Here is a 14,956-nt window from a genome sequence, read left to right on the forward strand (position 1 = left end):
AGTCAGATCACGCTTCGGGGAAGCCCCGCAAGAGGTACGATCGCACGGCGCCCAACAGGGCGTTCAGGATCAACCCCAGCAGCGAGATCGTGATCAACGGCACGAACATGTCGACGGCCTGGAACGTCCGGGCTGCCGTGACGAGAGCATGGCCCAGCCCGTCCGTCGACGTGATCATCTCGGCCAGAAACACCACGATGCAGGAAATGACAAGGCCGATCCGGCAGCCGGTCAGGATTGAGGGCATCGCCGCCGGTAATACCACCTTGAACAGGATCTCGTAGCGCGGCGTTCCCGCCGCCATAGCCGACCAGATCAGCTTCTGCTCAACCGTCGATGCGCCGTAATAGGTAGACAGCAAGATGGGAAAAAGTGCGTCTGCTGCGACCAACGTGATCTTCGATCCGTGACCGAACCCGAGCAGCAGCAACAGCGCCGGATAGAGCGCGACCTTGGGCAACGGCGCCAGCACGCGCACGATCGGCCGAACGACAGCGTTGATTGTGGGACTAGCGGCCGCCGCAATGCCGAAGCCGACGCCGAGCACGACCGCGATCGCAAAGCCGGCAAACAGCCGGATCAGGGTCGCCGCGACCTCCTGCTGAAACGTCCATGTCACGAACTGCTGCAGGAGGCGGCCAAAGACGTAGCCCGGGGGCGGCAGCAAGGTCGCGGGTGCAAAGCCGAACGAGACGAGGCCCTGCCAAACGGCGATCACCAACGCGATCGGCGCGAGGCCAAGGAGGAGGTTTGCTGAGACGAGGCGCGACATCATGAGAAGCTCAGCGGCATGTCGAACTGAGGCTCGGACCAGCGCACCAGCCTGGCGCGAATCCGCTCGAAGATCGCATCGAGGCAGATGCCCATTGCTCCCACGATGATGATCATCGCAAAGACTGTGTCGTATTGCCCCATGTCGAGCGCATTGAACAGGATGTTGCCTGCGCCGGACTGGCGGGCGATCATCTCGCTGGTGATCATGGTGATCAGCGCCAGCACCAATCCCGTGCGGCATCCGGTCAGGATTTCCGGCAGCGCGGCAGGCAGCACGATCCGGACCAGGCGTTGCAGGGGTGAGAGTCCCATCGCGGCGCCCGACCACAGCATCTTCTCTTCCACCGCCTTGGCGCCCTCGAAGCTGTGATAGATCACGGGCAGGCTGACGCCGAGGAAGATCACCAGCGTCTTTGTGATATCGCCGACGCCCAGCCACAACATGATGATGGGCATCAACGCTGCCTTCGGGACCGGATAGATCACCATTAAAAGCGGATTGAAGAAGGCTGCGACGGCCCGGCTGCGCCCCATCAACAGGCCAAGTGGAATCGAAAAAAGCACGGCTACACCGAACCCCAACGCCATGCGACGAAGCGAGGCCAGGATATTGACGAGGGATTCCTTGTCGCCAAGGATATCCGGGATCGCGCGGATCGCCTCGATCGCCGTTGGAAAGCTGTCGTTCTTCAGCACCAGCGCAGCGGCCTGCCATATGGCCAATAACCCGACGCAGGCAAGCACCGGGGCGGCACGCTTGAGCACGGCAGCCGGCGACATCATGAGGGTGCCCCGCCCTCGTCGCTTTCGTCGAACATGCGTTCGATGTCCACGACGTATTTCTGGTAACGCGGATCGAGGAGCAATTCGTTACGGCGACGTGGCCGCGGCAGATCGATGTCGATGACTTGCCGGATGCGCCCGGGCGATCTCGACATCATCACCACCTTGTCCGAGAGAAAGACAGCTTCGTCGACCGAGTGGGTGACGAACAACACCGTCTTGCGATCACGCTCCCAGATGTTCAGGAGATCGTTCTGCAAGCGCGTCCTGGTATGAGCGTCGAGCGCTCCAAACGGTTCGTCCATCAACAGGACTTCGGGATGGTAGGCAAGCGTCCGGGCGAGCGCCACGCGCTGCTTCATGCCGCCCGAGAGCTCCTTGGGATAGAAATTCTCATAGCCCTTGAGGCCGACCATCTCGATCAGCGATCGGCTCTGCGCCTCGGCCTCGCTCGTCCGCACACCCTGCTGGCGCGGCCCGTACATCACATTGCCCAACACCGTCTTCCAGGGAAACAGCGCGAACTCCTGGAAAACGGGTCCGCGATCAGGGCCGGGTCCCGTGATCGCCTGCCCCTTAATCTTCGCCGCGCCGCTGGTTGGGGTGACAAAGCCCCCGACGATGTAGAGCAGTGTCGACTTGCCGCAGCCGGACGGCCCGAGAATGGAGACGAAGGCCCCTTCGTCGATCGTCAGCGAGATGTCCGAAAGTGCCAAATGGTCCTTGCGCGCCGAGGTCTGAAAAACCTGCGAGACGCGATCGATCTCTATGATCGCAGAAGCCGGCTTTTGTGACGTCACCGGTCCCACCCATTCGCTCGATCTCGAAGGCACTACCTTCATCCTACTCTCACTTCACGCATCCGCGAACATCACGCAATCGACTGCTGAAAGTCGTCCACCTGCGGCACGAGCTTAGCAAGAAGTCTGCCAGACGGACGATTACCTTCGGCACCCCCGCGGCTCGTCACTCGAACCAGGGCCATTCCGCCGGGCCCTCGTGCGTGACCGCTCCGCCCGGCGCTTGGCCAACCAAACGCGCATATTTCGCCAGTGCGCCGGCTCGATGCCGAGGCGGTCGCGGCTTCCAGTCGCGTCGCCGCGCGGCGAGCTCCTGCTCGTCGATCAACACATCCATGCGGCGGCCAGCCGCATCAATCCGGATCTTGTCGCCGTCGCGAACGAGCGCCAGCGGACCGCCCACGAACGCTTCTGGCGAGACATAGCCGATGCACATGCCGCGGGTGGCACCGGAGAACCGGCCATCGGTGATCAGGGCCACCTTCTCGCCCATGCCCTGCCCGTAGATCAGCGCGGTGACGCCGAGCATCTCGCGCATGCCGGGGCCGCCGACCGGCCCCTCATTACGGATAACAAGGACCTCGCCGGCCTTGTAGCTGCGGTCACGCACAGCCGCGACACAGCCCTCCTCGTCTTCGAAAACGCGTGCGATACCCTCAAAGACAAGGCTCTTGAGACCGGCGACCTTGATGACCGCTCCGTCTGGACAAAGATTGCCCTTCAGTACTGCCACTCCGCCATCCGGCATGATCGGCGCGCGCGCCGCGTAAACGATCTCCCCATCGGGCGCGTTAGCCGTGCCGTATTCTTCGGCGAGCGTGCGGCCCGTGATGGTGATGCAACTGCCATCAATGTGGCCGCTCTGGATCAGCTCGCGAATGACCACGGCCGCGCCGCCGATGTCATAGACGTCCTTCGCCGTGTACTTCCCCCCTGGGCGCAGATTTCCGATCAGCGGTGTTCGGACGAAGACCTCACCGACATCGTCGATCGTGAATGCGATGCCTGCCTCGTTCGCAATCGCGGGCAAATGCAGCGCGGCGTTGGTCGACCCACCTGTCGCGGCCACGATGGCCGCGCCATTCTCAAGGGATTTCCGCGTCACGATGTCGCGCGGGAGCGGCCCGCCTCGTTCCAGCATTTCCATGATCAGTCGCCCGGCGCGGCGCGATATCTGCGCGCGTTCAGCATAGACACCGGGCACCATCGAAACGTTTGGAATGGTCAGGCCCATTGCCTCCGACACCATCCCCATGGTGTTCGCCGTGAACTGGCCGGCGCACGCGCCGATGGTCGGAAGGCATGCGCGCTCAATCCGTTCGAGCGTGGCTCCGTCGATCTCGCCCGTCATGAAACTGCCGACGGCCTCATAGGAATCGAGCACCGTCAGCGTCCGCCCGTCCACGCGCCCAGGCAGCGAACTGCCGCCGTAGATGAAAATGGACGGCACGTTGCAACGAACCATGCCCATCATCACGCCGGGCAGCGTCTTGTCGCATCCACCGTATCCGATCAGCGCATCGTAGGCGAGGCCATGGACGACCGCTTCGATCGAGTCGGCAATCAGCTCGCGCGAAAACAGGGAAAACTTCATTCCCTCGTGATTCATGCTGATGCCATCGGAGACCGACACGGTCGAGAATTCGCGCGGCGTCCCGCCGGCCTCCTCGATTCCCGTCTTGGCCGCGGCCACCTGGAAATCATGGGTCATGTTGCAGGGCGTTTGCTCGCCCTTCATGCTGACGACGCCAACCATAGGCTTGGCGATCGCGGCGTCGTCAAGGCCCATCGCCCGCATGAAAGCGCGGTGCGGGGCCCGGTCAAGCCCGTCCGTCGTCACCCGTGATCGCAACTTCTTCATGCGTGCATCTTCTTCATGCAACATCCCGGCTGACCGGGATGCTGCGATCTGACTGTTCGGATATCTCGTTCTACCGCCTATTGCAGCGGAGCGACGATCGTCGGATGCTTGAACTGCGCAACGTCGAGCTTCGGTAGCATTCCCGTCTCTGCGTAGATGTCGAGCATCTTCTGAATGGCGGGGAAGTTCGGCGCAGCTCCGGGGTCACGGCCGAAGTCGTTCTCCTTGAGCAGGTAGGTCTCGAGCACCGGAACGGGAGCCTTCAGCACCTCGGACACGACCTTCAAGGTCTCTTCGCGGTTCGCCAGAGCCTTCTTCATGCCCGACGTGATGTCACGGACATAGGCTTTGACCAGTTCCGGGTTCTTGTCGACGAAATCGGCACGGCAGGCTTCAAGAATGTGCACGATGTTCGGCATGGCCTGCGACAGCGAGAACAGCTTGCGGGTGCCACCCTTTGCTTCCGCGCGCGCGGCAAACGGCTGGTTCATGTTGACCGCGTCGACGCGGCCCTGGCGCAACGCGTCTTCCGAGACAGCGAAGCCCACTTCGACCAGCTTGATATCCTTGGCCGGATCGACACCATTCTGCTTCAGCAGCAGGTTGAATGGTCCCTGCGTGCCGCCGCCGATCACGGAAATGCCAACGGTCTTGCCCTTGAGGTCGGCGATGGTCTTGATCGGCGAGTCATCCATCACTGCCCAATAGACCGAAAAGCCGCCGGGCTTCTCGAAGACATGTTGCGCGACGATATAGGCCTTGAGATTGCCGCCAACAACGCCGTTGGAGAGCGACAGCGGCGCCTGGGTTGCGCAATCCAAAGCGCCCGCCGCCAATGCCTGAGTCATGGGCGCGGTGCCCTGAAACTGGGTCCATTCAATGTTGTAGGTCTTGCCGATATTGGGGAATTCAGCCGGGCGACGCATCATCCAGTACTTGGACTCCTCGGCCGGGATCGTCCAACCGACGCGGATCGTCTGCTGCGCCCGTGAGGGACCTGCGACCGCAATCACGACCGCCACCGCCCCCATTGCCAGCATCAACCTCGAAACCGTTCGCATCGCGCCCACTCCGTTGCTCCGGCGCCGATCGGCGCCACCCAACCCGACCGGCCCAAATGTTTCATGGTTCAAACAATCAGGCAAGCCATGCAAGCCGGCCGGTTTCGCCGGAGAGCGCGCAATGTATGGTAGGGCGGCGGTCGTGCGCCATTGCGCTGCGACAGGAGGAGGCAACCTATGGCTGATACGAGCGAGACAAACCCGCAGCGCGCCGAGCGGCTTGGCTATGTCGGCCTCGGACTGATGGGAACACCCATGACCCGCCGCCTGCTCAAGGCCGGCTATCAGGTCACCGTCTGGAACCGTTCGGAGGGCAAGGTCGCTCCGCTCGTCGAAGCTGGTGCACGGCGCGCAATGACCCCCCGCGACCTTATGAGGGACGCCGACATCGTCTTCATGTGCGTGACGGACGCCGCAGCGGTTGAGGAGGTGATATTCGGAGCTGAAGGTCTTTCGGCCGCGGACGGCGCAGACAAGCTCGTCGTCGACTTCTCGTCGATCCATCCCGACGCTGCGCGCGACCTCGCGAGTCGATTGAGGGATACCAGCGGCGCAGGCTGGATCGATGCACCAGTGTCCGGCGGCACCAAGGGCGCCGAGGAAGGCACGCTTGCGATCATGGCCGGCGGAGAGGCCGCCGACATCGAGAGGGTGCGCCCCTATGTCCTCGCGATGGCACGTAGGTTCACCCATATGGGACCTACCGGCGCAGGTCAGACGACAAAGCTGTGCAATCAAGTAATCGTCGGATGTGCGATGGCCGTCCTCGCTGAAGCAACTCGCCTTGCCGTGAACGCTGGGATTGATGCCAACCGGTTGCCCGAAGCGCTCGCCGGCGGCTTTGCGGATTCGATTCCGCTTCAGCTTTTCGTGCCACGGATGGTCCAGGGCATTCACTCGCCGCCACTCGGTCACATCGCCACGATGCTCAAGGACCTCGATACGGTCGCCGCCGTCGCGCAGACGACGTCGACCCCGGTGCCGATGGCATCGCTTGCGGGTCAACTTTTCAGGTTGGCCAAAGCCGCGCGCGGCGCGGATGCGGACGCACTGGAGATCTACAAGCTTTCAGCGGCAGAGCATGAGCTATCGAATTCATCCAGAAGCGCGTTATGACGACTTCTTGCGTTCATCGTCGGGCAAGAACCGGCCATATGTTCCCCGCGCGAACAGCAGAGCTTCCCCGGCATTGTAGGCATAAGCCTCGACTGCTCCGAGAAAAATCACGTGATCGCCGCCATAATAGCGGTTGACGGAGCGGCATTGAAAACTGGCGACGCTTTCGGCGAGCACCGGGGCATCACCGAGACCCGGCGTCCAGTCGACACCAGCGAACTTGTCCTCGGACGCCCTCGCAAATTTGTTCGCAAGCGCCTGCTGCGACGTGCCGAGGACATGCACGACGAAGTGGCTGGCGTTCTGAAACACCGGCAGGCTAGAGGAGTAGACCCCAAGGCTCCAGAGGACTAGAGGAGGATTCAGGGAGACCGATGCGAACGAATTGCAGGTGATGCCATAAGGTTTTCCGTCCGCCGCCGTGGCGGTGATGATCGTTACGCCCGTTCCGTATGTGCCGAGCGCATTTCGAAAATCACGGGGATCGATCGGCGAGCTGTCGCTCGCAAGTTCGTTGGCTGGGTCGGGAGCGGCCGGCTGCTTCGGCAGATCATTCATCGGCCGGCCTCACAGCGTGAGATTCTCGGACGGCAGGCCCAGCGCCACGCGTCCATAGTTGGTTCCAGCCGCATCAAAATTGAAGGCGAGATGTGAGTTGATCGCGTGTGCATCGCGGAATTGCCGTTGCAAAACCCCTGTCGTGAACAAGCCGCGCGCTCCGCTCGCCGCAAACAGCATGGAGACCGCATCCGTACACAAGTTCACTGAAAAGGCCCCGTCACGTCGATACCGAGTTTTGATTGGCATATCGGGAACATGACCACGCCTTGCGTTCTCCATGGCATCGATGCAAGCCGAACGCATGATCAGGCGCGCAGCGTCGATCTTGGCGGAAGCCTCCGCGATCTTGATCTGCGTGCTCTGAAAGTCGCTCAGCTTGGCACGGTTGTAGGTGGAAATGCGATGACGGGCGACCTCGATATAGTCGTTCAGGCATGCCTGGGCATTCCCCAGCGCGACGCCGGACAAGACGTAAGGAAACAGCGAGAACACAGGTAACGTATACAGCGGATTGAGATTGACCTTGCTTCCCGGTGGCCGGCCGCCGGTAAGTTCGCCAACCGCGACAGTCATATCGTCGGCCACGAAGGCGTCCCGGACTTCCACATCGCAAGAACCCGTGCCTCGCAGCCCGGCGACATTCCAGGTGTCGAGGACCCTATAGTCGCCCTTCGGAAGCAGAAATATCCGATACTCGATGCCATCTGCCTCATCTTCGGAGGAGACCACGCTTGCAAGCATATTCCATTCGCACGACGCGACGCCGGAAGAAAATGGCCAGCTTCCGTGCAACTGGTATCCGCCCTTGACCCTCGTGGCGCGTCCGGCTGAAAAGATGAACGAGGAGGCGATCAGGGTATCCGGATCACGGCCCCAGACCAGATCCTGTGCCCTTTGCTCGAACATGCCGAGCATCCAGTGATGGCTCGCCAGGTTGGCGAGATTCCAGGCCACCGACGCGTCGGCCTGTCCCAGCAGATCGGCGCAGTCAATCAGAGCGACATAATCGAGCTCAGCACCGCCAAAGCGCTTGGGCTGAAGCATCCGGAACAGGCCGGCGCCGTGCAGATCCCGTTCGGTCTCGGCCGGGAGGTGTCGCAGCTCTTCGGTTCGGGCAGATCGCTCTCGCAGTCGGGGCAAGAGCGCCCGAGCCTTCGCGATCATTGCCGCATAGGCGCGTCCGCCGGATCCCGGCTCCTCAGGCTGGCCCACACTCGGCTCTTGACCAGGCGCCATTCCGCATCCCTCGCTTTCCCACATTTATGCGGCGGGAATATTGCCAAATCAAGCCAATCGCCCAGAACCTGGCCGTCGGGCAGGAGGCGACATGGCGAACCGGCATCGTGAAGCAGCGATCTGGAAGCCGCCCCACAAGGTCAACCGCTCGGGGCTCAAACCGAGGGCTTACCTGATCCGAAGACTCCCCTTTGGACGAATTCTGCGATCTGGCGCTGGTCATAACCAAGCGTGTCACGCAGGACGTCCAAAGTATGCTCGCCCAATAGAGGCGCAGCCACGGGATCAATCGCACCGGTTAGACTCATGTTAATCGGGGTCTCGATGTTGGGGACCCAATTCGCCGTAGGATGCCGAATTCGGCTCAAACGATGGCGGTCGCGGGCCTCAGGTGCGTTAAAGCCCTCTTCGACGGTGCGGAGATAGCCGACCGGGATATTGGCCAGCTTCATCTTCGCCATCCAGTTCTCCAGGGTGTCGCTGGCAAAGACTTCCGCGATTGCCGCTCGCAAAAGCTCCTTGTTCTCGGAACGCGCTTTGCGCGTTGCGAATTGCGGATCGGTGATGAGATCAGGCCGGTTCAGCACCTCGACGACCAGGCGGCGATAGAGCCGGTCGTTGGCGCAGGCCATATAGAGCGGCCCATCGGAAGCTTCATAGACGCCGACGGTGGGAGACCCACTCGGTGAATTCCCAAACCGGCCGGGATTTTGGCCATTGATCAGATAGGCCATGCCGTAAAAGCCAGTCATCGCCATTGCAATGTCGAACAAGGCGACTTCGACACGCTGGCCGCGACCAAGCCGATCCCGTGCCAGCAGGGCGAGAAGGATGGCGTTACAGGCCGTCATCCCCGTCGCAATATCCACGATGGGCGGACCGGTGCGAACGGGAGGACCGTCGGCAAATCCGTTGAGCGACATGAAGCCGCTTTCCGCCTGGGTGATGGGATCGAAGCCGGGACGCGAGGCGAACGGTCCGGAACGCCCATAGGCCGAGATCGAGCAATAGACCAGCCGAGGGTTGAGCGGCGCGACCGCGTCATAGTCGAGGCCGAATTTCTTCATGACCCCGCTCGAAAAATTCTCGACGACCACGTCGGCCTTACGGATCAGATCCAGTGCGATCCCGCGGGCTTCGGACACGCCGAGGTCCAGCGCGATGCCGCGCTTGTTGCGGTTGAGGCTGAGATAAGCAGCGCTCTCACCGCCGATTTCGGCGTGCTCATATGCGCGTGTGTCGTCACCGCCATCCGGGTTCTCGATCTTGATGACGCGAGCACCGAAATCGGCCAGCGTCTGCGTGCAGGCCGGGCCGGCAACCACGCGCGTAAAATCGACGACCAGCAGACCATCGAGCGCCGCTGGCCCTTCCGTGACCCGCGACGAACGTTCCGGCAATTGAGGCTTGGTGGACATCGGTGGCGCTCCCTTACATCGGCTTGTGGTCGCCGAATTTCCTGCAAGGGCAAACTTAAAGCCCGACGCAGCCGACTTCGCAAGTGCTTCAGCTACATACCTGAAAACGCAAAAAGGGCCCGGCAGCCGTCAAGCTGCCGGGCCTCTCGACACATCGGGCATACAAGGCTTCGCCGGGCTTCGTTGCAAGTCGTTCTACCCACCGAAGGCCACGTTCCGCATCACGGGAAACCCCCGCCCCTCAGCGCAAGCGTTTTCGCCAGTACAGCGTATGCGACCAGGCCCAGGGCACCTCAGGCACGTAGAGCCGATAGCCAGCCTGGATGAAATTATTGGCGGAGACTGGATTGTCCGTTGTATCCGACACGATATTATCCCACCCGACGCGCCGTCCCCTCGCCTCGATCGCCCGCATCAGCCTGAGTTGAAGACCGCGTCCCCAATGCCGCGGCAGGACTCCGACCCGGCAGAAGTAGCCGCTGTTTCGTGCATACGTCGACGCCACGACGCCGGCGAAGGCCACCGGATCATCATTGTGATAAGCAAGCCACCATGTACCCAACTCGAATTGCGGCATTGCGGCGCCATCGAAGAACGTCAGGCGGTGCAGATCGTCGAGGGTCTCGACGACCTCCTCGTCGTCCGCATCGACGACACCAATTCTGTACATGGGATGGTTCATTGACGGAAACAATTCCGGGTCGAGCGACGGCGACTTGGTCGCCACCGCGGTTCATTTGCCCAACATGACTTTGACGCCGAGCCAGGCAGCGCCCACAAGGCCGGTCGCAATGACCGTGATCACCGCCTTGAATGTATAGCTCTGCGCCTGCTCCACGCTCTTTCGCCAGCGCCGCAGATGCTGGAAGTCCGCTCTGACTTCCTTTCGGTCATCATCTTCGATTCCAAACGAGGCCATCACCGACGCCACCGCCTTCAATACGATCGCGTCGATGCTGTCCTGCTGGAGCCTGTGCTGCTCAGCCAGCGTTTCGGCAACGATGGCCCTGATCTCGTCCTCTGGCATCCTCACCGCTTGATGATCCTTGCGACATTCTCAAACCCGCGCTTGGCAAAGTAGAAGGAGACCACGAGATTGGCAGTGATCGCCGCAAATCCCGCCAGGGCATCCGTGGTGCCGAGGCCGAGAACCTTGTCCCAAACAAGGAGCTTAATCGAGTCGGCCGTGTGGTCCTGCAGCCCCCGAAAGATGATTAGTCCGTCTCCGGGCGTCCCGATCTTGTCGCTGAACAGCTTGAAACCGTGACCGAGCCCGAGGCTCGCAATCTTGCCTTCGATCAAACGCTTCGACGATTGCGCCAGCGTCCGCTGCGCCTCGCGAATGCAGACCGCGAGCGTGCCACGCTCGGCCTGGCAGGTCTCGACAAGAAGCTCGCCGAAGAAATGCGATTTGCCCGAGCCGCGTCCCCCATAGACGCCCTTGTAGCGGGCGGGTTGCAGCAACGGCTCGAAGATCTTGGCCGTCGGAATTTTCAGGATGGACAATGGATGCGCTCGCTCGCCTTACGGCAGGCCGGTGCGCCTGCGCCACATCGCCGACCAGTCTTCGGTGTCTGGGGTGTCGGATCGTTGCGGAGCTTGATTGAAACCAGCAAAGACGCCACCTCCGGAAGGCGAAGGCCAGGTTTTGTATCGTTCCTGTCAAGAAATTCGCGCGCAAAAGCGGCAGAGCCAACCATCCTCGATGAAAGGCGCCGTTCTTGCAGCGACCACGTGCAGCGCCTAAGCGCCGGGCCGGTAAGCCGGCCAGGAATTAGCCGGGGGCATCAAGACGAAAAACCCGCGCCGGACTGCGTCCGCGCGGGCAACACCAACTTCTGTCGATGATGCCATTCTGCCAGTGTTTTGCCCGACGGGTCAACGATCAATCGAGGCAAGATTGCAGATCGGGATCTCCGCTGCTTCAAGCGTCGTGACGGCGTCACCGCTGTTCGAACTCCCCGGGTGCACGATGATCCGCTCGATCCGGTGAATCAATTCCAGCACCCCGTCTTCACCGTTCTCCACCGGCTGGGCCGCCTTGCCCCAGCCGCGATCGAGGATCGCATTGGCGGCCGAGACGCGGGCGGCCGGTGTTGCATCCTCGCTGCGCATGACGCCGACGAGCACCCTGACGGCCGTTCTGGTGTGGCTGCGTGCAAGCGAGCGAATTTCGGTCAGGGTGCGCGCCCTGGACGTCTTGCCCCGCGCGGGCAAACGGACCGGTGCACGCTCGGGCTCATATTCGATCTCCTCGCTCACGACAACATCTCCCACAGCGCGATTGCAACGAGGCCTGCGAGGGCCAGCGATATCAGATAGGCGGTCATCATCTCTCCACGAAAAGAAATGCGCGGCAGATCGCGCAATGAGGCGCGATCGTTTCGGGCGCGAACCCTATCTCCGGTCCCGGAGACCGCAGCGGCGCGAGCAACGAGCCCGGCGCCGCGAGCCGGCACGTTCGCGCGTGCACGGCCAGCAATGGTTCGGACGACGGCGCGCCAATCGGCGCTCCCTAAGCGCGTATCAAGCGAGTGCGTGGCCGCAATGCGCCGCCGCCGTCCGATCTCGACATCGAGACGAAAAAACCCGCGGCGGATGTCTCCGCGCGGGTGAACCAAACTCGTCTCGATGATGTCATTCTGCCGGTGTTTTGCCCGACGTGTCAAACCCTGTGTTGCGCGCGATTACCGTCGCACGAAGCGGACAAGAATATGCCCGCTGCAGATTACTCCGCGCGGGCCGAACCAAACTCGTTTCGATGATGCCATCATGCCGGTGTTTTGCCCGACGTGTCAACGCGGCGAGTGCTGAAGCGGAATCCTCTCCGCCCAGCTCAATATGTGGTGCGCAAGGGGCTTGCTTCAAGCCCCCGTTGATCGCGTAGAAGCCTCGACCCGAACACCAAGTCGAGGGGTCACGACATGCCTGTACTGCTTCCGACATCCCGCTCCCGGCCGAACGCGGCAGACACCGGCCATGCGGTCGTCGTCGCCGGCGGCGGCCCGACCGGGTTGATGCTGGCCGCAGAACTCGCGCTAGCGCAGGTCGACGTCGCCGTGGTCGAGCGGCGTGCGAGCCAGGACATCGTCGGCACGCGCGCCGGCGGACTGCACGCGCGCAGCATCGAGATCCTCGATCAGCGCGGCGTCGCGGACCGCTTCCTGCGCGAAGGGCAGATCGTCCAGCTCGCCGGCTTCGCATGGACCAGGCTCGACATCAGCGATCTCCCGACCCGCCACGCTTACGGGCTCGCGCTGCGGCAGAGCCACATCGAACGCATCTTGGCCGATTGGGTCGCGGAGCTCGCGGTGCCGGTCTATCGGAATCGCGAGGTGACGGGCTTCGCGCAGGACGAGACCGGCATCGACATCGCGCTATCGGGCGGCGGCACGTTGCGCGCAAATTATCTGGTCGGCTGCGACGGTGGCCGCAGCCTGGTGCGCAAGACGGCCGGCATCGACTTCGCCGGCTCCGATCCAACGCTGAGCAACCTCATGGCCGAGGTCGAGATGGCGCAAGAGCCCGCATGGGGCCTGCGTCACGACGCGCTGGGCTTTCACGGCCTCAGCAAGGCGGAGAGCGGGCGCGTGCTGGTCGTCGTGACGGAAGCGACGCTCGCGCGCAGCGGCGAGCCCGGCTTGCGCGATCTCAGCGACGCGCTCCTTGCCGTGTACGGCACCGATTTCGGCGTGCAAAATCCCGCCTGGATCTCCCGCTTCACCGATGCGGCGCGGCAGGCCGCCTCCTATCGGAGGGGACGCGTGCTGCTCGCCGGCGATGCCGCGCATATCCATCACTCCGTCGGCGGGCAAGGCCTCAACACCGGCCTGCAGGACGCAGTCAATCTCGGCTGGAAGCTGGCGCAGGTGGTCAAGGGCATCTCGCCCCAAAACCTGCTCGACACCTACCATGCGGAACGCCATCCCGTCGCCGCGCGCGTGCTGCGCAACACCCGGGCACAGATCGCCCTGCTCCGCCGCGCCGACGACGGCCTCATCGCCGCGCGCGAGGCCGTGTCCGAACTGCTCGGCATGGACGAGCCGCGCAGGCGTTTCGGCGCCATGATGAGCGGGCTCGACATCCGCTACGATCTCGGCGATGGCCATGCGCTGCTCGGACACCGCATGCCCGATCTCGATGTGATGATCGATGGCCGGCCGCGGAGATTGTTCACACTGATGCACAGCGCGCGGGCGCTGCTGCTGAGCTTCGGCGAGGCGCCGGACCCCGACATGGTGCCCTGGGCGGATCGCGTCAGTCTCGTCCGCGCCGGTTACGACGGCGCGTGGGAGCTTCCGGCGATCGGGCAAGTCGTCGCGCCAAAAGCCGTGCTGGTGCGGCCCGATGGGCACGTGGCCTGGGTCGGAGACGAGAGCCGGCGTGGACTTGCGGAGGCGTTGACGACCTGGCTTGGACCGGCCGCGGCGTAAGCGGACGAACGGCTCACTCGCCATCGAAACAAACAAGCCCGCGGCATCCCGCAGGCTTGATCCGAATTCTTCGATGATGCCATTCTGCCAGTGTTTTGCCCGACGTGTCAAACGATCGGCCTTGAGCGGCATGCGAAGAGCTCAATGAACTTTCTTCACTCTCGCCCAAGCATCGGCCGTATCCAGCGCGAGAACCACTCCTCAGCTTCATTGTGCGGATTGCCTGGACTATCCACTCCGAAGATCGGTGGCGGAATAAGATGGCTGGGCTCATCCGCGAATACACCTATCGGCCTGCTCGTCTGCGTTGGCCGGCCGTCCACGGTCGACGCGGTCCAGTTGCCAAACCGATCGTTGAATTCCGTCGGCGGGAGATAGGGGACCGGCGCACTCCCGGACGTGAACACGCTGGCCGAGTTCGCCTCATTCACACGGGTGAGACGCCGGACATCGTCTGGCGCGACTGATCCTGCGGCAGGCGTGGGCGTAGTTTCTGGCAGATCTTTCGTAGGCATGGTGCCGGCTGGCGTGGTAGCCCACTCGCCGAAGCGACCTGCAAAGGTGCTGGCGGTGGCGTCCGAATCAAGCGAGGAAGCTCCGCCTAACTGCTGCGGCGCGAACGCCGATGAAGCCGAAGAGCCGCTGCGATTGCCCGTGTTGTCGACGTTAGGCCCACCACCGTTGGTGTTGTGCGCAGGCGCTCCTGTCGAGAACACTCCTCCGCCGGAAGTGGCGGAGCCCAGCGTCGGACCGTGTGAGCTAACCTGTGCGCTGGCGGCGCGCGTAAGCGTTAAGATGCCTCCAATGCCAAGCAGCCAAGCGGGAATGAAGGGAGCCGCTGCACCGACCGCAGCCGCTCCTGCCAACCAAGGAAGAAGAGCATCATCCGCCAGAGATGTCCCGCCGGCCAACG

15 protein-coding genes are annotated in these 14,956 nt (G+C 62.7%); 2 read left to right on the plus strand and 13 right to left on the minus strand.

The genetic code is table 11. The annotated features are described in order from the left end of the window. Positions 1-7: 7 nt before the first annotated feature. The 5 genes from XH79_RS37380 to XH79_RS37400 form a co-directional block, all read right to left on the minus strand. A complete protein-coding gene (locus XH79_RS37380) occupies positions 8-775 on the minus strand; it encodes an ABC transporter permease (protein ID WP_271584934.1) in 768 nt (255 codons plus the stop codon). Further along, positions 772-1,557 carry an ABC transporter permease gene (locus XH79_RS37385; RefSeq protein WP_271584935.1) on the minus strand — a complete coding sequence of 262 codons (786 nt, stop codon included), beginning with the start codon at positions 1,555-1,557 and terminating at the stop codon, positions 772-774. The genes XH79_RS37380 and XH79_RS37385 overlap by 4 nt, the downstream gene beginning before the upstream one ends. After that, a complete protein-coding gene (locus tag XH79_RS37390) occupies positions 1,554-2,399 on the minus strand; it encodes an ABC transporter ATP-binding protein (RefSeq protein WP_212342559.1) in 846 nt (281 codons plus the stop codon). The genes XH79_RS37385 and XH79_RS37390 overlap by 4 nt, the downstream gene beginning before the upstream one ends. A 124-nt stretch (positions 2,400-2,523) precedes the next feature. Continuing rightward, positions 2,524-4,218 (minus strand): dihydroxy-acid dehydratase, encoded by a 1,695-nt coding sequence (gene ilvD, locus XH79_RS37395; protein WP_212342557.1) that lies wholly within the window; start codon positions 4,216-4,218, stop codon positions 2,524-2,526. Between the two features lie 77 nt (positions 4,219-4,295). Then, complete coding sequence (locus XH79_RS37400; protein ID WP_271585181.1) at positions 4,296-5,279, minus strand: ABC transporter substrate-binding protein; 984 nt, start codon at positions 5,277-5,279, stop codon at positions 4,296-4,298. A 177-nt stretch (positions 5,280-5,456) separates the two neighbouring features. Between XH79_RS37400 and XH79_RS37405 the strand changes: the two genes are divergently transcribed. Next, positions 5,457-6,395, plus strand: a complete 939-nt coding sequence (locus XH79_RS37405; protein WP_271584936.1) for an NAD(P)-dependent oxidoreductase — start codon at positions 5,457-5,459, stop codon at positions 6,393-6,395. Here the strand turns inward: XH79_RS37405 and XH79_RS37410 are convergent. The 8 genes from XH79_RS37410 to XH79_RS37445 all read right to left on the minus strand — a co-directional run bounded on the left by XH79_RS37410 (position 6,390) and on the right by XH79_RS37445 (position 12,279). Further along, positions 6,390-6,953 carry a flavin reductase family protein gene (locus XH79_RS37410; protein ID WP_271584937.1) on the minus strand — a complete coding sequence of 188 codons (564 nt, stop codon included), beginning with the start codon at positions 6,951-6,953 and terminating at the stop codon, positions 6,390-6,392. The two genes, XH79_RS37405 and XH79_RS37410, sit on opposite strands and share 6 nt — an antisense overlap. Before the next feature lie 9 nt (positions 6,954-6,962). Beyond that, positions 6,963-8,192, minus strand: coding sequence for an acyl-CoA dehydrogenase family protein (locus XH79_RS37415; protein ID WP_271584938.1), 1,230 nt, complete (start codon positions 8,190-8,192; stop codon positions 6,963-6,965). Positions 8,193-8,347: 155 nt separating this feature from the next. Beyond that, entirely contained in the window at positions 8,348-9,610 is a 1,263-nt protein-coding gene (locus XH79_RS37420) for a CaiB/BaiF CoA transferase family protein (protein WP_271584939.1), read from the minus strand. A 241-nt stretch (positions 9,611-9,851) separates the two neighbouring features. Beyond that, positions 9,852-10,280 (minus strand): GNAT family N-acetyltransferase, encoded by a 429-nt coding sequence (locus XH79_RS37425; protein ID WP_271585182.1) that lies wholly within the window; start codon positions 10,278-10,280, stop codon positions 9,852-9,854. Between the two features lie 63 nt (positions 10,281-10,343). Beyond that, positions 10,344-10,637 (minus strand): hypothetical protein, encoded by a 294-nt coding sequence (locus tag XH79_RS37430; protein ID WP_245003779.1) that lies wholly within the window; start codon positions 10,635-10,637, stop codon positions 10,344-10,346. Positions 10,638-10,639: 2 nt separating this feature from the next. Further along, positions 10,640-11,116: a phage terminase large subunit gene (locus XH79_RS37435; protein ID WP_271584940.1), complete on the minus strand. Its 477-nt coding sequence runs from the start codon at positions 11,114-11,116 to the stop codon at positions 10,640-10,642. Between the two features lie 372 nt (positions 11,117-11,488). Then, positions 11,489-11,827 (minus strand): hypothetical protein, encoded by a 339-nt coding sequence (locus tag XH79_RS37440; RefSeq protein WP_245003814.1) that lies wholly within the window; start codon positions 11,825-11,827, stop codon positions 11,489-11,491. Positions 11,828-11,868: 41 nt separating this feature from the next. Further along, complete coding sequence (locus XH79_RS37445) at positions 11,869-12,279, minus strand: hypothetical protein (protein WP_271584941.1); 411 nt, start codon at positions 12,277-12,279, stop codon at positions 11,869-11,871. Between the two features lie 255 nt (positions 12,280-12,534). Here XH79_RS37445 and XH79_RS37450 point away from each other — a divergent pair, with 255 nt between their 5' ends. Next, a complete protein-coding gene (locus tag XH79_RS37450; RefSeq protein WP_271584942.1) occupies positions 12,535-14,043 on the plus strand; it encodes an FAD-dependent monooxygenase in 1,509 nt (502 codons plus the stop codon). The last annotated feature ends 913 nt before the right edge of the window (positions 14,044-14,956 follow it).

Origin of the sequence: Bradyrhizobium sp. CCBAU 45389 (assembly GCF_028128625.1) — a bacterium.
Lineage (GTDB): Bacteria > Pseudomonadota > Alphaproteobacteria > Rhizobiales > Xanthobacteraceae > Bradyrhizobium > Bradyrhizobium liaoningense_B.